Origin of the sequence: Flavobacterium sp. 103, assembly GCF_003096795.1 — a bacterium.
GTDB lineage: Bacteria > Bacteroidota > Bacteroidia > Flavobacteriales > Flavobacteriaceae > Flavobacterium.
Genome location: NZ_QENX01000001.1, coordinates 1,364,278 through 1,385,991 on the forward strand (window position 1 = coordinate 1,364,278; position 21,714 = coordinate 1,385,991).

General features: G+C 35.1%; 15 protein-coding genes. 12 read left to right on the forward strand and 3 right to left on the reverse strand.

The genetic code is table 11. From position 1 onward, the window contains the following. Positions 1–77 precede the first annotated feature (77 nt). Positions 78–2,084: a glycosyl hydrolase family 95 catalytic domain-containing protein gene (locus C8C85_RS05640; RefSeq protein ID WP_243412066.1), complete on the reverse strand. Its 2,007-nt coding sequence runs from the start codon at positions 2,082–2,084 to the stop codon at positions 78–80. A 180-nt stretch (positions 2,085–2,264) separates the two neighbouring features. Between C8C85_RS05640 and C8C85_RS05645 the strand changes: the two genes are divergently transcribed. The 12 genes from C8C85_RS05645 (at position 2,265) to C8C85_RS05700 (ending at position 18,735) form a co-directional block, all read left to right on the forward strand. After that, the gene (locus tag C8C85_RS05645; protein ID WP_116796200.1) at positions 2,265–3,887 is read left to right on the forward strand and encodes a glycoside hydrolase family 32 protein; all 1,623 of its coding nucleotides are present in this window, start codon (positions 2,265–2,267) and stop codon (positions 3,885–3,887) included. 3 nt (positions 3,888–3,890) lie between these two features. Next, complete coding sequence (locus C8C85_RS05650) at positions 3,891–5,219, forward strand: sugar porter family MFS transporter (RefSeq protein ID WP_116796201.1); 1,329 nt, start codon at positions 3,891–3,893, stop codon at positions 5,217–5,219. After that, entirely contained in the window at positions 5,216–6,124 is a 909-nt protein-coding gene (locus C8C85_RS05655) for a carbohydrate kinase family protein (RefSeq protein ID WP_116796202.1), read from the forward strand. The genes C8C85_RS05650 and C8C85_RS05655 overlap by 4 nt, the downstream gene beginning before the upstream one ends. A 12-nt stretch (positions 6,125–6,136) precedes the next feature. Next, on the forward strand, positions 6,137–7,891 hold the full coding sequence (locus C8C85_RS05660; protein WP_116796203.1) for a glycoside hydrolase family 13 protein: 1,755 nt from the start codon (positions 6,137–6,139) through the stop codon (positions 7,889–7,891). A 13-nt stretch (positions 7,892–7,904) separates the two neighbouring features. Next, complete coding sequence (locus C8C85_RS05665; protein ID WP_116796204.1) at positions 7,905–9,641, forward strand: glycoside hydrolase family 13 protein; 1,737 nt, start codon at positions 7,905–7,907, stop codon at positions 9,639–9,641. Between the two features lie 25 nt (positions 9,642–9,666). Next, on the forward strand, positions 9,667–11,355 hold the full coding sequence (locus C8C85_RS05670) for a glycoside hydrolase family 13 protein (RefSeq protein ID WP_243412068.1): 1,689 nt from the start codon (positions 9,667–9,669) through the stop codon (positions 11,353–11,355). Positions 11,356–11,538: 183 nt separating this feature from the next. Next, the gene (locus tag C8C85_RS05675; protein ID WP_116796206.1) at positions 11,539–12,090 is read left to right on the forward strand and encodes a hypothetical protein; all 552 of its coding nucleotides are present in this window, start codon (positions 11,539–11,541) and stop codon (positions 12,088–12,090) included. Positions 12,091–12,450: 360 nt separating this feature from the next. Beyond that, positions 12,451–13,656, forward strand: a complete 1,206-nt coding sequence (locus C8C85_RS05680) for a hypothetical protein (protein WP_133243372.1) — start codon at positions 12,451–12,453, stop codon at positions 13,654–13,656. A 21-nt stretch (positions 13,657–13,677) separates the two neighbouring features. Further along, positions 13,678–14,589 carry a hypothetical protein gene (locus C8C85_RS05685; protein ID WP_116796208.1) on the forward strand — a complete coding sequence of 304 codons (912 nt, stop codon included), beginning with the start codon at positions 13,678–13,680 and terminating at the stop codon, positions 14,587–14,589. 1 nt (position 14,590) lies between these two features. After that, complete coding sequence (locus tag C8C85_RS05690; RefSeq protein WP_116796209.1) at positions 14,591–16,147, forward strand: phosphatase PAP2 family protein; 1,557 nt, start codon at positions 14,591–14,593, stop codon at positions 16,145–16,147. 459 nt (positions 16,148–16,606) lie between these two features. Further along, on the forward strand, positions 16,607–17,626 hold the full coding sequence (locus C8C85_RS05695) for a LacI family DNA-binding transcriptional regulator (protein WP_116796210.1): 1,020 nt from the start codon (positions 16,607–16,609) through the stop codon (positions 17,624–17,626). 86 nt (positions 17,627–17,712) lie between these two features. Continuing rightward, entirely contained in the window at positions 17,713–18,735 is a 1,023-nt protein-coding gene (locus tag C8C85_RS05700) for a LacI family DNA-binding transcriptional regulator (RefSeq protein ID WP_116796211.1), read from the forward strand. Between the two features lie 67 nt (positions 18,736–18,802). Here the strand turns inward: C8C85_RS05700 and C8C85_RS05705 are convergent, their stop codons facing one another. Both C8C85_RS05705 and C8C85_RS05710 read right to left on the reverse strand, forming a co-directional pair. Then, positions 18,803–20,749 (reverse strand): OmpA family protein, encoded by a 1,947-nt coding sequence (locus tag C8C85_RS05705; protein WP_116796212.1) that lies wholly within the window; start codon positions 20,747–20,749, stop codon positions 18,803–18,805. An 11-nt stretch (positions 20,750–20,760) separates the two neighbouring features. Continuing rightward, entirely contained in the window at positions 20,761–21,690 is a 930-nt protein-coding gene (locus tag C8C85_RS05710) for a type IX secretion system membrane protein PorP/SprF (RefSeq protein ID WP_116798391.1), read from the reverse strand. Positions 21,691–21,714 lie beyond the last annotated feature (24 nt).

Consider the following 21,714-nt stretch of genomic DNA (forward strand, 5'->3'; position numbering starts at 1 on the left):
CATAAAAAAACCACAAACCTTAAAGTTGAATTTTTTAAAGAAAATTCAACTTTAAGGTTTGTGGTAATAAAAAAATATTATTTTATTGTAATTATACTATTGTCAGGACCAATTCCTTTTATCGTTAAAGATTTCCATTGTTTAGGCAAAAGCCCTTTATTGTACTTCAATCCTTTATCCGTTTGCTCCACACCTCCAAAACCATAAATAACCGCCTGAAGCATTGCGCCCGCACCAGTTGCAAAATAAGGATTATTACTATTAGCCGATTCCGAAAACACTCCAAATGGCGGACGACTATTAGGCAAATACGATTTTACAAAATAAGCATATGCTTTGTCCTTGTCGCCTAATCTAGCATACAAAACAGATAATACTCCCGAAGCCATAGCGGGTCCATCTTTTTTATCAATTTTTTCAGTGTAATACTCTAAGTCTTTTTCGATTTGTTTTCTATCTGTGATAACATGTAGTGGATATGCCAATAAATTCACATCAGCTTGTTTGATCATTTGCCCTTTGTACCCTTTGTAGTTTTGGGTAATTCCATTTTCAGAATGAATAATTAATTTATTCGAAACATCCAGCCACATTGAATTTATAGGCTCATTCAAAATGGTTGCCGCCTTAATTGTGTTTTTCAAAGCTTCTATAGTCGAAGCATTAGTAAATGCATTATCATCTACATGCTGTGCATACTCGTCAGCTCCAACGACATTTAGAATAGAATAACTACCATCTCCATTTTTGATTACGCGACTTACCCAAAAATCGGCGGTTTCCTTAAGCACTTTGTAGTTTTCTTTTAGCCAAGTTTTATCTTGAGTGTATGAGTAATAATTCCAAAAAGCAATAGCCACATCAGCAGTAATATGCTGTTCGAAAATACCTGTCAAAGCCCAAGTTGGTGTGGCTTCTTCGCCTGTATCATCCGACTCCCAAGGATACATTGCACCTTTATACCCATAAATAGTGGCTTTTTGTTTGGCTTTCTCCAATCGATCGAAACGATAATCCAAGCACGATTTGGCCATATCTGGTTGTAATGCCAAAAGTGTAGGATACATCCAAAGTTCACTATCCCAAAAAATATGCCCATTATATCCTTGTGAAGACAATCCCATAGGAGCAATACTTTCTCTGGTTTCAGGACGGTTGTAGGAATACAAATTAAATAATGCAAAACGAACACGCTGTTGCGCATCCAAATCCCCTTCTATTTGAATATCCCCTGTATTCCACAATTCGGCCCAGGCCTGTTTATGACGATTCAGTAAATTATCAATTCCCTGTTGCAAGGCATAAATAGGTTGTCTTTCGGATTCATTCAATGGATCATTAAAATCCTTGGAAGTGCAGATTCCTCCTGCAATTGCAAATCTATATTGCTTTCCTTTCAGTAACTTTTTCGAAAAGCCTACTTCGTTTCCTGTTTGCTTCAAGACTTCAGTTTCGCCATCAAACAAAAAAGTCGTGGCAGCCGAAACTGTATATTTACCAGTCAATGTTTTTGCAGTTGTCCCAAAAACAGGCATCAAATACTGATTGTCTTTTAACACTCGATACTGACTTTTTGCTTCCTTTAGTTCATCAGGTACCGTCATGTAATTATTAGCCACAATTTCAATGTCTTTTTTGGGAATAATAGTAACAATCGCCATAGCCGAATAAGGCACAGCTCTATTTGCAAAAATTGTATAATTGATAGTAGCAAAATCTTTAAACGAAAATGAAGTGGTGCTTGTTCCTTCTTTCATATTGACAATCTGGCTCCAATTGGAAATATTATCTGATTTGACTTCCTGTGCATCAATACTCAAATGGAGATTCAAAAACTCTATACCGCGCACTATTCTGCTGATTCCGTTTTCAGGACTGCTATCATAAACACCATTCAGAATAATTTCCTTGGTTTTTAGAGGGGTATCATCAGTTACAATACCAATTTTACCATTGGCCATAGCCACCCCAAAATAATTTTCTCTAGAATTAGCATACAAATGCCACTCATCGGATTTTTCCTGACCAAACATCGCTGATCCAACCATGAGTATGAAAAACAACCCTTTTACTTTTGAAATCATATATTTTCTTTTTTTTTTAGTTATTCAAACTTAAAACATTTATTCTGTAACTCATTGAAATTTAAATCGAAAACGTTTTCGAGGTCCCGAAAACGTTTTCGATTTTTATAATTAGAAATAACTAAAAAAGGAATCCTAAATTTATAATTCCATTTTTTTTTAACTTAAACACAAAAAACAATGCAATTGAAAATCCATCGGATATTATTCGCTTTGTCATTCAATCTACTTGCATTGCTTTTTTCCTGCAAAAAAAAAGAAAATACCAACACAATAACTATTGCTACGACGGAAGCAATTGCAACAGATTCTAATTTGTTTTACAAAGAACCCTTTCGTCCACAATTTCATTTTTCCCCCGAACAAAAATGGATGAATGATCCAAACGGTTTGGTATTTTACAAAGGAACCTATCATTTGTTTTACCAATATTTCCCAGGTGATATTGTTTGGGGACCAATGCATTGGGGACACGCCACCAGTAAAGATTTAATTCATTGGAAACATCATAAAATCGCCTTATTTCCAGATAAATTAGGCCTTATTTTTTCTGGAAGCGCCGTTGTTGACATCAATAACACTTCAGGACTAGGCTCTGTTGAAAATCCACCAATGATTGCCATTTTTACTTATCATAATATGGAAATCGAAAAGGCTGGAAAAATAAATACGCAATCCCAAGGTTTGGCCTACAGCTTAGACGAAGGAGAAACTTGGACTAAATACAAAGGAAATCCGATTATTGGAAACAAGAGTATGAAAGATTTCAGGGACCCAAAAGTATTTTGGAATCGAGAAACAAAACTTTGGAATTTAACTCTAGTTGCTGGAGATCATGCTCAATTTTACAGTTCCAAAAATCTAATTGATTGGACCTACATGAGTCAATTTGGCAAAAATATTGGTGCTCATGGAGGTGTTTGGGAATGTCCCGACTTATTCAAACTAAAAGTTGAAAATTCTACAGTAGAAAAATGGGTCTTACTCATCAGTATCAATCCTGGAGCGCCAAATGGAGGCTCTGGAACACAATATTTCGTGGGTGATTATGATGGAAAAAGTTTTAAAACCAATCAAAAAGACATCAAGTGGGTTGATTCTGGAACTGACAATTATGCTGGTGTAACTTATAATGACGCTCCAAATAACGAACGTATTTTTATCGGCTGGATGAGTAATTGGCTGTATGCTCGAAACACTCCCACAAAAAACTGGAGAAGTGCCATGACCTTGCCCAGAAAACTTTCGTTAGAAAAAATAGGCGATAATTATGTTCTCAAAAACAGTCCAATCCAACAATTGAAAACAATTATAATCCCTGAATATTCAGAAGAATTATTGAACATTCAAGCAAATAAAAAAATAGCTTTTGAGTACAATCATCTCAATCAATCTCAAATTGATTTTAAAGCTTTAGCCAAAAATTTAAAATTGACGTTTTCAAATGAAGTCAATGACTCATTAGTTCTTATTTATGATCGTAAAATGAATTCCTTTTCAATAGACAGAACCCATTCTGGATTAGTCAATTTTGAAGCCGATTTTGGAAAATCAATTCACAAAACCGAAACACCAAATCTAACAACAACAACTTTAGATTATCAAATTATTTTGGATTGGTCCTCTATAGAAATTTTCTTAAATGGAGGTGTTTATTCCTTTACTGAACAAATTTTTCCTAACAAACCTTATACAAAATTAAGCATACAGTCCGACGAGGATCAAGAAATTAAGAACCTGAGTATTGCTAAAATAAAAGGTATTTGGGAAACCAACTCTACATCCAAAACCTCTAAAAAATAAAAGATGAACAACGTACAAAAATGGTCCATAACAGTAGCAGTCGCGGGGTTTTTATTTGGATTCGACACCGTAGTTATTTCAGGTGCCAACTTACCTATCAAGGAATTATGGCATACGACTCCCCTATTTCATGGAATATTCATTATGTCTATGGCATTGTGGGGAACTGTTTTGGGAGCAATGTTCGGTGGTATTCCCTGTGACAAATGGGGAAGAAAAAAAACCTTGTTATGGATTGGAATTTTATTTTTAGTATCTGCATTAGGTTCGGCGTTGGCTCCCAATCCGTATGTTTTTTCTTTTTTTAGATTCATAGGAGGAATCGGGGTTGGAGCTTCTTCGGTAGCTGCCCCTATATATATCTCCGAAATTTCAAGTGCCAAAAACAGGGGGAAACTGGTTGCACTTTTTCAATTTAATATTGTTTTTGGAATTCTGATTGCTTTTTTTTCCAATTATTTATTTGAAGGTTTTGGCGGTGCCAACGATTGGCGTTGGATGATCGGCATTGTAGCATTACCGGCATTAATCTATAGTGTTATCGTTTTTCAAATTCCAGATAGTCCCCGCTGGTTGATTCTAAACAAGAAAGATAACGTAACAGGATTGAAAGTCCTTGAAATGATTTATTCTAAAGAAGAAGCTTTGGAAAATTTTAATGAAATCAAAAAAGATGTGGTTGACTCCACCGAAAAAGAAAATTTATTTACCCAAAAATACAAATGGCCAATCGTCTTGGCTTTCTTAATTGCTTTCTTTAACCAACTGTCCGGAATTAATTTTATTTTATACTACGCACCGGAAATACTGGAAATGGCAGGATTAGGCTCGAAAGAATCTTTGATGAACTCGATACTAATTGGTATTGTCAATTTAATTTTCACCATTATTGGCATGCGATTAATTGACATTTTGGGTAGAAAATTATTAATGACTATTGGCAGTATTGGTTATATTTTGAGCTTATGCATAATTGCTTGGGCTTTCAAAACTAATGCAGGACCTGTCATTTTATTAACCTCCATTCTTGTTTTTATTGCTTCGCATGCCATTGGTCAGGGAGCTGTAATTTGGGTTTTTATATCCGAAATATTTCCAAATACTGTTCGTGCTCGAGGGCAATCTTTTGGCACCAGTATTCATTGGATTTTTGCTGCATTGATTACTTTGTTTGGTCCAGTGGTTATTGATATCTTTCACGAAAACCCTTGGCCTATTTTTGCCTTTTTTGCGTTCATGATGGTACTGCAATTGATATTTGTTTTATTCATGATGCCAGAAACCAAAGGATTATCACTTGAAGAATTAGAACAAAAAATGATCACCGAATGAAAGCAACAAACCAAAAAATTAGTGTGATATGTTTTGGAGAAGTCTTGTTTGACGTTTTTCCCACTCATAAAAAAATTGGAGGAGCACCGTTAAACGTGGCTATCCGACTGGCTTCATTAGGAATTCAATCTCAAATAATAAGCCGAATAGGAACTGACGAAATAGGAAAAGAATTGCTAGAATATATTAATGACCACAAGGTAAATTCGAGTTCCATACAAATTGATAAAGACTTAAAAACAGGGGAAGTCATTGTCCAATTGAACGACAAAGGCTCCGCTTCGTACACCATTAATTATCCTGCAGCCTGGGATAAAATTATCGAAACACCAGAAGATGAAATTATTGTAAAAAAAGCCGATGCATTAGTTTTTGGCAGTTTAGTTTGTAGAGACAGCGTTTCACAACACACTTTATTTGAATTAATCAATTACGCAAAATACGCTGTATTCGATGTCAATTTACGAGCTCCTTTTTACACTAAAGAAGTACTCAATCATCTGATGCATGAAGCTGATTTTATAAAATTTAATGATGATGAAATTTATGAAATTAGTGAATTTCTCCATTCGCCTTTCCATTCATTGGAACAAAACATCCTTTTTATGGCCGAACGAACCAGCACCAAACATATTTGTGTTACCAAAGGCAGTCATGGAGCCGTTTTGTATTATAACAATCAATTCTATTACAATAGTGGTTACAAAATAAAAGTGGCTGATACTGTTGGAGCTGGTGATTCCTTTTTGGCTGGCCTTTTAAGTAAATTATTAGCCAAAGAAGACCCGCAAAAAGCTATCGATTTTGCTTGCGCCATCGGAGCATTAGTAGCACAAAAAGAAGGAGCTAATCCGAAAATCAACGAGTCAACCATTGATTCTTTTATGAATCCAATAAAAAAATAAACAACAACTAAAATGAAAAAACACACCACACTTTTGCTTATGTTACTCACTATCATTTGCAACACCATGACTGCACAAGAAAAAACAGCGCCGATAGACCGAAAATGGTGGAAAGAAGCAGTCGTTTACCAAATTTATCCACGTAGTTTCAAAGACTCTGATGGAGATGGTGTAGGCGATTTGAAAGGAATTATTTCCAAATTGGATTACCTCAAAAGTTTAGGTGTTGATATCATTTGGCTGAATCCAATTTATAGTTCCCCAAATGCCGATAACGGTTATGATATTTCCGATTATCAAAATATTATGAAAGAATTTGGCACAATGCAGGATTTTGATGCTTTATTAAAAGGAATGCATGAACGAGGCATCAAATTAGTCATGGATTTAGTTGTAAATCACAGCAGTGACGAACACAAATGGTTTCAAGAAAGTCGTAAATCTCGTGACAATCCATACCGGGATTATTACCATTGGTGGCCAGCCGAAAAAGGGAAACCTGCCTTTCGCCCAGGAGCATTTGAAGCTGATGGAAGCGGTTGGAGATACGACAAAACCACAGATTCCTACTATTTGCATTATTTCAATTTCAAACAACCTGATTTGAATTGGGAAAACCCAAAGGTAAGACAAGAAATTTACAGCATGATGCGCTGGTGGCTAGATAAAGGCATTGATGGATTTCGAATGGATGTGATTCCTTTTATTTCCAAAGATCCAAGTTTTCCAGTAATCACTCAAGCAGAATTAGACAAAAACTATCATGGCCGTTGGGACGTTTATATGGGAAGCGGGCCGCATTTACACGAATACCTTCAAGAAATGAATCGTGAAGTTTTGAGTAAATACGATTGCATGTCATTGGCCGAAGGCGCAGGAATGCTTACCTCAACAGCGTTGAATTTTGTGGATGCCGACAGAAAAGAATTGAATATGGGATATCATTTTGAAGGAACCAATTTGGGGTATGTCCCTGGTTATTTCAAAAAAGCGGGACCATACTCCTTAGTCGATTTCAAAAAAATCTACTCCGATTGGGATGCTGTATACCAAACGAAAGGCTGGGGAACCATCTACTTAGGCAATCACGACCAACCTAGAATGGCAACCCGATGGGGAAATGATTCTCCTGAATTTCATGATTATTCCTCTAAACTACTGACTACCTTTTTGCTCTCGATGAGAGGAACTCCTTATTATTATAACGGAGACGAAATCGGAATGGTGAATGCCAAGTTTGACAAAATTGAAGATTATCGTGATATTGAAGTTTTTGCAGAATACGAAAAAGTAAAAAATGCAGGTGGCGATTTAAAACAATTCATTGAAGATCAAAAAACAGGTGGCGCAAGAGATAATGGAAGAACGCCTTTTCAATGGAATAATTCAACCAATGGTGGGTTTACCACTGGAACTCCTTGGTTAAAAGTAAATGACAATCATACAACTTTGAATGCCGAAGCTCAAGATAAAGACCCCAACTCAGTGTTGAATTATTTTAGAAAAATGGTAAAATTACGTAAAAACAATCTTGTCTTGGTTTATGGAAAATACACTCTTTTGGACAAAGACAATCCAAATGTATATGCCTACACCAGAGAATTAGACGGCAAGAAAGTATTAGTGCTATTAAATTTTAGCGCTAAAAATGCTTCCGCAAATACCGGAATCAACATTTCGAAAGCCAAAATTTTAATCAACAATTACGCAACGCCATCAAAAACGGAAGAACTTAGACCGTATGAAGCGATTCTTTACCAACTTTAAAACTAAAATAAATATGAAGTTAAATCTCTTTTTATTTTTATGCTTAGGTTTAATCCTATTCTCATCTACAACTCTTACTGCTCAAGACAATAAAACATTACTATTAAAAAATGTAGACCCGAAATGGTGGAAAGAAGCCGTGGTGTATCAAATCTATCCTCGCAGTTTTAAGGACAGTGACGGAGATGGTGTTGGAGATTTGAAAGGGATTATTTCTAAACTGGATTACATAAAAAGTCTAGGTATTGATGCCGTTTGGCTCAACCCTATTTATGCTTCACCAAACGATGATAATGGTTATGATGTGAGCGACTATAGAGCCATTATGAAAGACTTTGGAACCATGGAAGATTTTGATCTCATGTTGAAAGAAATGCACAAACGTGGCATCAAACTCATCATGGATTTAGTGGTAAATCACAGCAGTGACGAACACGAATGGTTCAAACAATCCAGAAGCTCCAGAGATAATAAGTACCGAGATTATTACCATTGGTGGCCTGCCGAAAAAGGAAAACCACCTTACAGATGGAGCTTTTTTGATGTAAATAGTGATGCTTGGAAATACGATCCTCAAACCAATTCGTATTACCTTCATTATTTTTCTCAAAAACAACCCGACCTCAACTGGGAAAACCCAAAAGTCCGAGAAGACATTTATGAGATGATGCGTTGGTGGCTTGACAAAGGCATTGATGGCTTTCGAATGGATGCTTTTCAGTTTGCTGCCAAAGACACTACTTGGCCAGAACTACCAAAAGGATATGAAAAAGACATTATAAAATACTACGGAGTAGGACCCCATTTACATGATTATTTGCAAGAAATGAATAAAGAAGTTTTTAGCAAATACGATATTATGACCGTTGCCGAAGGTGCTGGAAGTTCTCCCGAGGACGCCATGCTTTTTGTTGATCCTGCTCGAAAAGAATTAAATATGGCCTATCATTTTGAAAGTGTAGATATTGGAAAACATGTAAGTGATTTTGGATTAGTCAAATACAAAGCTATTTTTTCTCGATATGACCAAGAATTTAAGGACAAAGGCTGGCTCGCTATTTTTCTCGCCAATCATGATCAGCCGAGAATGGTGAGTAAATTTGGTAATGATTCCCCAGAATTTAGAGCAATTTCATCCAAAATGCTTTCCACTTTTGTAATGACTATGCGAGGAACTCCCTATTATTACTATGGCGATGAATTAGGGATGGACAATATCCGTTTCAATACTATTGATGACTATCATGACCTTGACACTCGCAATAAATATATTGCCTTAAAAAATAAAGGTGGTGATTTGAAGGCTTTTTTGGAAGAGCAAAAGCAAACCTCCAGAGAAAATGGCAGAACTCCTTTCCAATGGGATGCACTACAAAATGCAGGTTTTACAACCGGGACACCTTGGCTTAAAGTCAATCCAAATTATACTATCGTAAATGCTGCCCAACAAGAAAAGGATCCTAATTCGACATTGAATTATTTTAGAAAATTAGTCCAATTACGTAAAAAGGAACCCACATTGATTTATGGAAAATTTGAATTGGTTGACGAAAACAATCCTGCTATCTTTGCTTACACTAGAGAATTGAATGGTAAAAAATTACTAATCCTTTTGAATTTTACTTCGAAAAATGCTTCCGCAAAAACTGGAATCAACGTCTCAAAAGCAAAAGTAGTTATGAATAATTATGCAACCTCTTCAAAAACGGAAGAATTGCGACCTTACGAAGCCGTTATTTATCAGCTTTAAAATTAATTATTAAAATCATTTTATTTTGAATACGCCCTCAAGCAACATAATTTCAAAAATTGATAAAAAATGGTGGAAAGAAGCCGTAATCTATCAAATATATCCTCGAAGTTTCAAAGACAGTAATGGTGATGGAATTGGCGATTTAAAGGGTATTATCTCCAAATTGGATTACCTAGAAAGTTTAGGGATTGATGCCATTTGGATTAATCCCATTTATGAATCTCCCAATGATGACAATGGATATGATGTAAGTGATTATTGCTCAATTCTAGCCGATTTTGGCACTATGGAAGATTTTGATTTACTGACGAAAGGGTTGCAAGAACGTGGAATCAAACTCATCATGGATTTGGTATTCAATCACAGTAGCGATGAACATTTTTGGTTTCAGGAAAGCAGAAAATCTAGAGACAATCTTTATCGCGATTATTATTACTGGTGGCCAGCCGAAAAAGGAATTCCTCCCTATCGATGGAGTTGGTTTGACGTAAACAGCAATGCCTGGAAATATAACGAAACTACCGATGCTTATTACTTGCATTATTTTTCACAAAAGCAACCTGATCTCAACTGGAACAATCCAAAAGTACGTCAGGAATTATATCAAGTAATGCGTTTTTGGTTGGACAAAGGTATTGATGGATTTCGAATGGATGCGTTTCAGTTTATTTCGAAGGATGATTCTTTCCCAGAATTGCCATCTGAGATTTTGGGTAATATCCCCGAAATTATGAAATTTTATGGAAGAGGACCACACTTACACGAATACATTCAGGAAATGAATCGCGAAGTTTTGAGTAAATACGAAGTCATGACCGTCTCTGAAGGCGCAGGCGCTTCACCCGAAGAAGCAATGCTTTTTGTAGATCCAGACCGAAATGAACTGAGTATGGCCTATCATCTGGAAGGCGTTGAAATTGGCAAACACTTGGACGAATATGGGTTTGTAAACTACAAAAAATTATATTCCAGATGGGATGAAGGATTCAAAGAAAAAGGATGGCTTTCCATTTTCTTGGCGAATCACGATCAGCCCAGAATGGTGAGTAAATTTGGGAATGATGCTCCCGAATTTAGGGAAGTATGTTCCAAAATGCTTTCCACATTTGTCGTCACGATGAGAGGGACACCTTATTATTTTCAAGGAGATGAATTAGGAATGGTCAATATTCGTTTTGACAACATTGATGATTACAATGATATCGACACGAAAAATAAATACATCGCTTTACAAAACGAAAACGGAGATTTGAAGGCTTTCCTTGAAGAACAAAAACAAGCTTCACGAGAAAATTCAAGAACACCGATGCAATGGGACAGATCAAAAAATGCAGGTTTTTCAGATGGCAAACCTTGGCTAAAAGTAAATCCCAATTATGAAACGATTAATGCCGAAGTTCAAGAAAAAGATCCAGATTCAACTTTAAACTATTTTAGAAAACTTGTTCAATTACGCAAACAAGAACCAACATTAGTTTATGGAAGCTATACTTTATTAGACGAAAACAACTCTAAAGTTTATATTTATTTAAGAGCATATGAAGCTGAAAAAATAATTATTCTACTTAATTTTTCATCAGAAAATGCAAAGTATAATTGTGGCTATAATCTAGAAAAATCAACCATATTACTTAACAATTATTCAACTTCAAACAAAACAAATGAATTAAGACCTTTTGAGGCACTTGTTTTGGCACTAAATGAGTCTTAATTATAAATTTTAAGCATAAATATTAAAAATCAATTTGCGAAAATGCAATCAAACAAACCAAAAAAACACATTTAAAAACAAATAACAAAATAAATTAACTTATTTTTTAACATATTAAAAATTATTTCTTAATTTTTTATTTTAATTAACAACAATCAATATTAATTGTTATTTTTGGAACGAATGAAAAAAATAGCCTACATATTACTATTCACAACACTAATTGTAACATTGTTTTACAATGCATTGGGATATCGTATGCTTTTTGCTTTTGACCAAGAGCAGGAATGGGTAACTGCTATGAAAAAAATTCCAGACCCTGAATTTAAGGTAATTCGCCTAAACGCTTCATTATATACTTTTGCAGATGATACGGAATTAGAATATGTAAATGAAAATATTTCAATCAACAATAAGAGTTACCATATTTTCAAAAAACAAATCAAGGACAATATTCTTAATTTGTATTATCTACCTAATGTTAATTCTTCCTTATCAACCCAAGAGATTGAAAACATAGTTGATATGCAACTTTTCAATTCTAGCAATGAAAATAAAGGAGCTTCAAAAAAAATCGTTAAGTCTTTTACGGTAGATTATTTTATACAATATCCAGAATCTATTACAATCAATAATACTACAGATTTCAAATCAATCCCTTTAATTTCTTTTTCAAATGAGAAATTGCATGCTGGATTTGTACCTTCATTTTACTCTCCGCCAGACTTAGTTTAGTTTTTCTTATTTATAGAAAAAAGGCAAAGACTACTTCTATTTGAGATTACCAATTATTCGTATTTATTATAAATCTTTTCATGATCAATCATCAATTGTGATGAATGAAATTATTCTGGATGGACATATTTAAAATATTCGATTAATTGGATTCAAACAATTTCCATTTTCGCATTTTAGGATTTAATTGTTAGCAAACTCAAATTTACGGTTCTCCCTTTTTTCTTTCCAACTTAAAAAATCAAAAAGCCTATCGATTTGAGCTAAAATTATTTTTAGTTCACACAAAACATTTTTGTTCAAAACAAACCTGTTCCATAAATCACATAGGTCCAAAACTAAACAAGTAAAATCAAAATTTTGAAAAAATCAAACCCTACTATATATATTACATTTACCCTAATACTATCATTTTTCACGGCCTTTCAGTCTCAAAAAATCAATGCTCAAGGTTGTGTAGCTGTACGACAAATGGGAGGACTAAATATGACGTTAACCAACTCCTATAATTTAAACAAGGGTGATTTTCAAGTAGGTGGAAATTATCGTTACTTCCACTCTTGGAGACATTTTGTTGGCAAAGAAGAGCAACCGCAAAGACAAACCACTGGAGGAGGATTGGACGAAAACGGAAACGAACGTGGTAATGCCGTGAACATTTATTCACACGCTATTGATTTCAACATTTCTTACGGCTTAACCAACCGCATTCAATTGAACGCCACATTACCTTATGTCAACAATGAACGCTCCCAGGTTTTAAAACAAAACCCAACAACCAAAAATTATCGCTATAGTGTATATGCAGATGGAATAGCTGATATTCGTTTGAGTGCTAATTTTTGGATATTTGATCCCGCAAAAATGCCAAAAGGAAATATCATGGTAGGTTTAGGAGTAAAGCTAAACAATGGTAGCCATGACGAAATGGACAATGCGCCTCAAACGGACGGAAGCATACAAAGTGTTGTAATGGATCAGGCTATCCAACCTGGAGATGGCGGAGTCGGTATTATATCAGAACTTCAACTTTTTAGAAAACTAACTGATCGTCTTTACGGTTTTGCCAATGGATATTATTTATTCAATCCAAAGGAATCTAACGGTACATTCAAATCCGCCCCAAAGCCAGGTTTAGAAGGATATGAAATATATGCCTGTCCTGATCAATATTTTGCTCGTGGAGGATTGATGGTCGCTGTTGACAAAAATCAAAACTTCAATGTTTCCCTAGCAGGACGTATCGAAGGAATCCCTGCATACGATGCCTTTGGAGGACAAGTTGCCTACCGTCGCCCTGGTTATGTAATAGCAGTAGAATATGGTTTTGCTTATACATTAGGCCATCATGGTTTTAGTTTATTCATTCCTTACAACATTGTAAAAAACCGTATTCAAAGTGCAGCAGATATTGCTACACAAGATTTAGCAAACTCTAAAATAACCGATCCTAGTAAATACGTTCACGTACAAGGCGACGCTGCTTTTGCCGATTATTCCTTTAATGTGGGATACTATTATCGATTTGGACTTGGAAAGAAAAAACACGTAACAGTTAATTTATAAGATTTAAAAAAGAATTAAAACATGAAGAAAATTTATTTAGGTTGCTTTTTACTAGGCACTTTTTTTGCAAATGCTCAAACAGAGATTGATGCGATTATGATGAGCAAAAACCGATTCTGCGTTGGTTCCGTTTACCAATACAGCAGTTGGGATAAGTATTGGGAAGGAACTAATAAAAGAGAAAATTTGAATTTAGGAACGGTCTCTACTCAATCAATTGGAGTAATGGGCAACTATGGAATTACGGACAAAATCAATGTTCTTTTTAATATCCCTTATGTAAAAACAAATGCTTCAGCCGGAACCATGAAAGGACAAGAAGGCATCCAAGACCTCTCTTTGACAGTGAAATACATGCCTTTTGAAAAGAAAATTAAAAATGCTACTTACTCTTTATACACTATTGGCAGCTACTCCACTCCGGTTTCCAACTATGCTGTTGATTATTTGCCATTAAGCATAGGTTTAGGCAGTCAAGTAGCCACCTTTCGATTGATGGGAGACTATCAGCTAGGGAAATTTTTCGCTACTCTTTCAGGAGCTTATTTATTCAGAAGTAATGTCAATATTGAAAGAAACACTTATTTCACTGATGAGATGCACTACACTAATGAAGTGGATATGCCTAATGTAATCAACATAAATGGTAGAATTGGTTATCGTTCTGACCGATTAATTGCAGAAGCAATTATTGACAATTGGGTTACGCAATCTGGCGGATTTGATATAACACAAAACAACATGCCGTTTCCAAGCAACACCATGAATGCTTTACGATTGGGAACAAACATAAAATACACTTTAAAAAAGATTCCAGAACTCGCCTTTATTGGAGGAACTAATTATGTGATTGACGGCAGAAACGTAGGTCAATCAACTAGTTTTTACGGAGGTGCATTTTATGTAATCAATTTTAACAAAAAAGCGAAATAAGATGAAAAATAAAATTCAAATAACTATTTCAAAAAGTCTCTTAATACTTTTAGTAGCATTCAACTATGCCTGCAATGATGACATTACTGAACGCAATAATCAATTTCCACGATTAAACCCAACAAACGCAGACGAACTTGCCGGAACATGGAAACCTATACTATTAACCGCTCCCGATGAATTCCCATTAGATGCTCCTATAGCAACAACATTACCAGCCTACACTAGAGAAATAAACGAAATAAAAAGCTACCAAGCCAATATCACCAAAGAACAACAGGCCATCATTGACTATTGGAGTGCTGGCGGAGTCTTGCGTTGGAATGAAATCATGAGAACTCTGGTTGCCAAACACAATCGCCCACCTTTTCAAAATCCTGATGGAACCTACCCTATTCCTTCTGGCGCAAATCCTTTTGCAAATCCAGAATTTCCATTTTCAAACCCTCCATATTCTGCCAGGGCTTATGCTTATGTAAGTGCCGCACAATATGACGCAATGATTGCTGCTTGGCATTACAAAAAACTATACAATAGACCAGCTCCATTTGTTGTAGATGCAACTTTACCTGTTTTAATTCCAAAAAGCAGTTTACCATCTTATCCTTGCGAAGATGCTGTTTTGGCAGGCGTTACTGTTGAATTATTAAAATTATTATTCCCAACCGAAATTGCTTTCATTCAAGAAAAAGCAGAAGAAGAAAAACTATACCGTATTATTAGTGGAGCCAATGTTCGCAGCGATGTCGATGCTGGAATAAGTTTAGGACGAAAAATAGCCGCCAAGTTTATCGCACGTGCTTCAACAGATGGGGCTGGGGCTGCTGTAGGAAATCAAGACTTATGGACTCTGCTCGAAACACAAACTGCGGCAACAGGTGAAACGCCTTGGAAATCATTAGAAATGCCAGCAAGACCTCCAATGTTACCTTTGTTTGGAAAAGTAAAATCTTTCTTGATGACTCCTGCTATGGTTGTAGCCAGTCGTCCAGTACCGCCTCCTTCCACAAAATCGGAACAATTTGCAAAAGAATTGGCAGAAATAAAAGCATTCAGCGAAGACAATTCTAAAAAACATCAAGAAATTGTTACTTTCTGGGCTGATGGTGTTGGTACTTACACTCCACCAGGACACTGGAATGCCATTGCTTCAGAAGCATTTGTAGAACAAAACTATAGTGAAGTAAGATGGGCTAGAAACATGGCTTTATTAAACATCTCCATGATGGATGCAGCTATAAGTTGCTGGGATGCTAAGTATTTTTATTTTAATCCAAGACCATGTCAAATGGATCCGTCCATAAAAACAACAACTGGCGTTCCAAATTTTCCGGCATATGTATCTGGACACTCTACTTTTAGTGGAGCAGCCTGTACTGTTTTGTCTCATATTTTACCAGCCAAAGCAGAAAATTTCAAGACTTTGGCCAAAGAAGCATCAGACTCTAGAATGTTTGGAGCCATTCATTACAGAAGTGATTGCGAAAAAGGTTTGATTCTTGGCGAAACAGTTGGTAACTTTGCAGTGGCAAGAGCCAAAACAGATGGAGCCGAATAATTTAATTTATTAAATACAATATATTATTTAGTTACACAGTCTTAGATGGATAAAATTATGGAGTTTTAATTGACTGAACACTCTTAAAACCCTATTTTATTTAGTTAATAGTTTGGTTACTATGTTTAAAAACAAATTCTAAGGCTGGTAACTATTTAAATTACCTTCAAAAAAAAATGCTTTTACAGAAAGGAAGCACCTTTTTAGGGTAAGAACTTGCTTAAATTCCCACAAAAAATTAAAAGTTAGTGAAATAATTTTAATAGAAACTCAACATAATATTATATACTTTTTTTATTAATTGATTATTAACTATTTAAAAAAAAATCAATTTAATATTTTAAGTAAAGTCAATTTCAAACTGTTACTTGAAAAATGGAAATACAATAAATAAATTGTATGTTTGTTTTTCAAGTAACAGTTTTTTTTAATTAGATTTTTACATCTGGGTTTACTATTATGAAAAACGCAACACTCAAACAAATCGCTGATCAGTTAGGTATTTCCATCACTACTGTTTCAAAAGCGATTAAAAACTATCCCGATGTAAGCCCTGCTACAAAAAAAATGGTAGTTGACTTAGCTACTTCTCTAAACTACACCCCAAATAGCTTTGCCGTAAACCTTAGAACCAAAGAGTCCAAAACCATTGGAGTAATCATACCAACTGTGGATTATCATTTTTTCTCTAAAGTATTCCAAGGAGTATTGGAAGAAGCCGAGAAAAGAAATTATTTAGTTATCATTCTACGATCTAATGAAAAATTAGAATTAGAAAAAAAACAACTTGAATTACTATTAAGCAAAAGAGTCGATGGAATTATCATTTCACTATCCAATGAAACGGGTGAATTTGATCATATAAAAAACGTACTTGCACAAAATATCCCTTTAGTCCTTTTTGATAAAATTGCCAAATTAGTTAATTGTTCCAAAGTAACCATAAATGACAGAAAAGCGGCTTATGATGCAACCGCTTACTTAATTAAAAAAGGACGTAAAAAAATTGCGCATTTCCGTGGATCTTATATGCCTCAGAACTCAATTGATCGATTTTTAGGATACAAGAAAGCACTTGAAGATCACAATATTCCTTATGACCCATCTTTAGTTTATGTTTGTGACAACAATACCGACTTAGAAGACGGTTATGCAAATGCGATAAAAGCCATTGCTGAACACCCTTATTTAGATGGGATTTTTACTGTAACCGACATGGTTGCAGTTGGTGTTCTCAAGTACTTAAATGAGGTAGGTATTTCAATGCCAAAACAAATTGCCATTGTTGGTTTTTGTAATTCATTTGTCACCGAAGTAACCACTCCGAGACTGTCAACAGTTGACCAACCAGGATTTGAAATAGGCAGAGTTGCTGCATCGGTTTTGTTTGATGAAATCAATTCAAAAAAACGAAATGAGCCTATTGTTTTTCAATCTATAGAATTGGGAACATCTATTTTAGAAAGAGAATCCACTTAATTGGTTATTCGATTATAATTAATATATTGCCGAAGCATTTTAAACACCAAAACTTAATTTTAAACTTAGTTTAGCCTCTTTTAATTATGAAAGACATTACTCTTAAAGAAATAGCGACTACATTAGGAATTTCAATTACTACGGTTTCAAAAGCTTTAAAAAACTATCCAGATGTAAGTGCCAAAACCAAACAGGCGGTAATTGACCTTGCCCAAAATTTACATTACACCCCGAATAGTTTTGCCGTAAACTTACGAACGAAAGAATCCAAAACCATAGGTTTGATTATTCCAGAGGTAATGCACCATTTTTTTTCGAATGTAATTAACGCCATTATAGACGAGGCTGAAAAAAATGGTTATTTGGTTATCATCCTACAATCAAATGAATCTATTGATTTAGAAAGAAAACAAGTTGATTTATTAATTAACAAAAGGGTTGATGGTATCTTGATGTCTTTGTCCAATGAAAGTAATTATGATGATCACATCCAACAGATTATAAATAGAAAAATTCCTTTTGTAATGTTTGATAAGATAACCAAGTTGGCTTCTTGTTCTAAAGTCATTATAGATGATCAAAAAGCCGGTTTTAATGCTGTTCAACATTTAATAAATATCGGATGCAAAAAAATAGCACATATTCGTGGACCGCTTAATCCGCAAAATTCCATTGACCGTTTTATTGGATACAAAAAAGCATTAGAAAAAAACAACATTCCATACGATTCAAACCTTGTTTATACTTGTGACAAAGTATCTTTTCAAGAAGGTTACGATTTTACAGCACAAATAATAAAGGAACATCCTGATGTAGACGGTATCTTTATTATCACTGATTTAGCTGCTTCGGGTGTTATATCATATTGCAACGAAAACCAAATTAAAATACCCCACCAAATTGCTGTAATTGGTTTTAGCAATTGGTTCATGTCCCAAGTAATTTCACCAAAATTAAGTTCAGTTGACCAACCAAGTCATGAAATGGGAGTTGCGTCCTTTAATTTATTATTGGAAGAAATGAACGCCCATAGAGATGAACTACCTTTTACACCAAGAACCATAGAACTGGAAACCAATATTATTATACGAGAATCAACTACTCGCTAAGTATATCTAAAAAAGCTTATCTCTGAATTACTTCACAAAGAAGCTGATTTTCATAAATTCTTATTAACTATTCATGCATCGAAACAATGATGAATTCACTTCTTCTATTGGCTTGATGTTCTTCTTCGGTGCATTTCACTCCATCAGAACAATGATTTACTAACTGGGATTCCCCATAACCATTCCCTATTAATCTAACCGAATTGATACCGTTATTCACTAACCAATCCACTGTGGCTTTAGCTCTCTTATCTGATAATTTATCATTGTACTTAGCCGTTTGACGACTGTCTGTATGCGAACGAACTTCGATTTTCATCTGTGGATATTGTTGCATTACTGCTAATACTTTGGACAATTCATAGGCTGCATCTTTACGAATGGATGATTTGTCCAAATCAAAGTAAACAATTGGAATATTCAATGTTTTGGCTAAATCAGTCCCAACTCCTACTGGTTTGATACGTCGTTCCAAAACCACAGGAAGGTCTTTACTACCAGAGAACGTCTTTGTTGTAACAGGAACTTCATTAGTCTGATACTCCTCTTTCTCCCCTCTTACATAATAGGTTTTACTGCAATCCACAGGAAAGCTATAACGCCCTTGCCCATCCGTTTGAACCACTTGAAGAGGTTTGAAGTTAGCATCAAACAAACTCATCTGAGCACTAATCAAAATTTGGCCTGAATCCAAGTCGGTTACTAATCCTGAAAGCGTTTGTTCACAAGCCAGTTTTTTATTCTCCACAAATCGGTAAATATCATCGTATCCTTGGCCGCCTTCTCTATTTGAGGTAAAAAATCCATTTCTGTTTTTGCTGTTAATTAAAAAAGCAAAATCATCTTGCGTACTATTAATCGGTTCACCTACATTCTGTATATCATAAAAGCTATTATCTGTCCCTATTCGAGCCACAAAAACATCTAATCCTCCTAAACCTGGTCTTCCATCAGAGGCAAAATATAATTCGTTATCATTGGAGATAAAAGGAAAGGTTTCTCTACCTTCAGTATTGACTTCTGAACCAAGATTCTCAGGAACTCCATAAGTACCATCGCCATTTATTTTGACTCTAAACAAATCTGACTGCCCAAATGTTCCGGGCATATCCGAAGCAAAATACAACGTTTTTTCATCAACGCTCAACGTTGGGTGTGCTACACTATACTCATTGCTATTGAATGGCAATTCCGTAACATTACTCCATTGACCCTCCTGATCGAGTGTGGCTTTGTATAATTTAAGTAAAGTATTTTTATTGGCATCTCTACCTCTTTTCCCTTCCAAAAAATTGTTTCTGGTAAAGTACATCGTTTGACCGTCTTGCGTAAATATAGGAGTTGATTCATTGAACTTGGAGTTAATCTTGCGTTCGAATCGTTCCGGTGTTCCCATTTCCCCATCGGGTTTAATCTCAGACCAATAAAGGTTTGTAAAAGATTTATTAGTCCATTTGAATACTTTCTTAGAGACTCCTCCTGTATCTCTAGCAGATGCAAACACCAGTTTATTTCCTAAAATTGAACTTCCATAATCTGAAAAAACTGAGTTTACCCCAGCATCTACAACTTGAAAGCGACCTGAATTGGCTTTGATTTCGTCAAGGTAATTTCGATTGTCTTTGAACAGTTTTCCTCGTTTATCGTTACTAGTTTTTTGATTGAACTGCTCCAGCATTTGATCGGCTTTACTATAATCACCATTGGATTTTAAAGTCTGGGAATAACGATAAAAATACTCTGGCTCTTGATTAGGGTATAACGCAAAAAGTTGATCGTACCACTTTAAAGCTTGTGAAAATTCTGCTTTAAAATAATAGGAATTCCCTAATTTTTGAAACATTTTCTCATCTTGATACCCTTTTGCGGCAACTTTTTCATAATTATCTATCGCATCTACATAAGCAAAACGATCATAATTTTTTTCGGCTTTGGTTACCGTAGATTTTTGGGCAAATCCATGCAAAAAGAAAATACTCAAGAACAAACTATATAGTAATTTTTTAATTTTCATAAGTGTCGGTTTTAGAAGAATCTTGGGGAGATAATTTTGTCATATTTATTAAACAATTCGTATCGCAAAAAGATTTCGTGAGAACCGGAATTGTATTTCGCAAATTCAGTGGTGTCAAAATCATAACTATATCCAATAAACCATGAATCGCTTGCCTGGAATCCAACCATGGCACTCATAGCAGCACTCCATCTATAAGCCAGACCTGCAACAAACTTTTCGTTCATCATAAAATTAGCCGACACATCGACTTGCAAAGGTGCACCTTGAACATATTTGGTTTCCAAAGAGGGTTTTAATTTTAAGCTTGGACTCAAATCAAATACATATCCTGCTATCAAATAATAGTTGATTTTCTCTGTAGCCACATGGCTTGAAGAACTTGATGTAGCTGATTTATCAAAATGTTCGGTTTCAATCAAATTCGGTGCCGATATTCCGATGTAGCTATTATCAGAATGTAAATAGAAACCAACTCCTATATTCGGAGAAAATTTATTATCGATATTATCTTGATAAGCATTTGGATCGCCAGGTTGATATGTAAGTTTACTAAAATCTATGCTCAACAAATTGGCACTTGCTTTTATTCCAAAAGAGATTTTATACCTTTCAGATGCAGGGATTGTATATGAAAAATCCGCCCCAATATTATTCTCTGTAGAAATTCCAATTTTATCATTTACAACAGACAGTCCCAGTCCTACTTTACTTTCATTTAATGGAGTATTAATAGAAAAGGAATTCGTCACTGGGGCTCCATCTACCCCGACCCATTGGTTACGATGCAACGCAAAAATACTCATCGCTTGTCGAGATCCGGCATAAGCGGGATTCACCACAATCGTATTGTACATATATTGGGTATATTGAGCATCTTGCTGGGCAGAACTGACAATAGTGAAAAACATTACTATCACCCCAATTATTTTTGTTTTCATGTGCTTTTTTTTATTCATAATACT

Bases quoted from the DNA above. Each gene is read 5' to 3' on its own strand.
- C8C85_RS05640 (WP_243412066.1), bottom strand. From the start codon at position 2,084: ATGATTTCAAAAGTAAAAGGGTTGTTTTTCATACTCATGGTTGGATCA.
- C8C85_RS05645 (WP_116796200.1), top strand. From the start codon at position 2,265: ATGCAATTGAAAATCCATCGGATATTATTCGCTTTGTCATTCAATCTA.
- C8C85_RS05650 (WP_116796201.1), top strand. From the start codon at position 3,891: ATGAACAACGTACAAAAATGGTCCATAACAGTAGCAGTCGCGGGGTTT.
- C8C85_RS05655 (WP_116796202.1), top strand. From the start codon at position 5,216: ATGAAAGCAACAAACCAAAAAATTAGTGTGATATGTTTTGGAGAAGTC.
- C8C85_RS05660 (WP_116796203.1), top strand. From the start codon at position 6,137: ATGAAAAAACACACCACACTTTTGCTTATGTTACTCACTATCATTTGC.
- C8C85_RS05665 (WP_116796204.1), top strand. From the start codon at position 7,905: ATGAAGTTAAATCTCTTTTTATTTTTATGCTTAGGTTTAATCCTATTC.
- C8C85_RS05675 (WP_116796206.1), top strand. From the start codon at position 11,539: ATGAAAAAAATAGCCTACATATTACTATTCACAACACTAATTGTAACA.
- C8C85_RS05685 (WP_116796208.1), top strand. From the start codon at position 13,678: ATGAAGAAAATTTATTTAGGTTGCTTTTTACTAGGCACTTTTTTTGCA.
- C8C85_RS05690 (WP_116796209.1), top strand. From the start codon at position 14,591: ATGAAAAATAAAATTCAAATAACTATTTCAAAAAGTCTCTTAATACTT.
- C8C85_RS05695 (WP_116796210.1), top strand. From the start codon at position 16,607: ATGAAAAACGCAACACTCAAACAAATCGCTGATCAGTTAGGTATTTCC.
- C8C85_RS05700 (WP_116796211.1), top strand. From the start codon at position 17,713: ATGAAAGACATTACTCTTAAAGAAATAGCGACTACATTAGGAATTTCA.
- C8C85_RS05705 (WP_116796212.1), bottom strand. From the start codon at position 20,749: ATGAAAATTAAAAAATTACTATATAGTTTGTTCTTGAGTATTTTCTTT.
- C8C85_RS05710 (WP_116798391.1), bottom strand. From the start codon at position 21,690: ATGAAAACAAAAATAATTGGGGTGATAGTAATGTTTTTCACTATTGTC.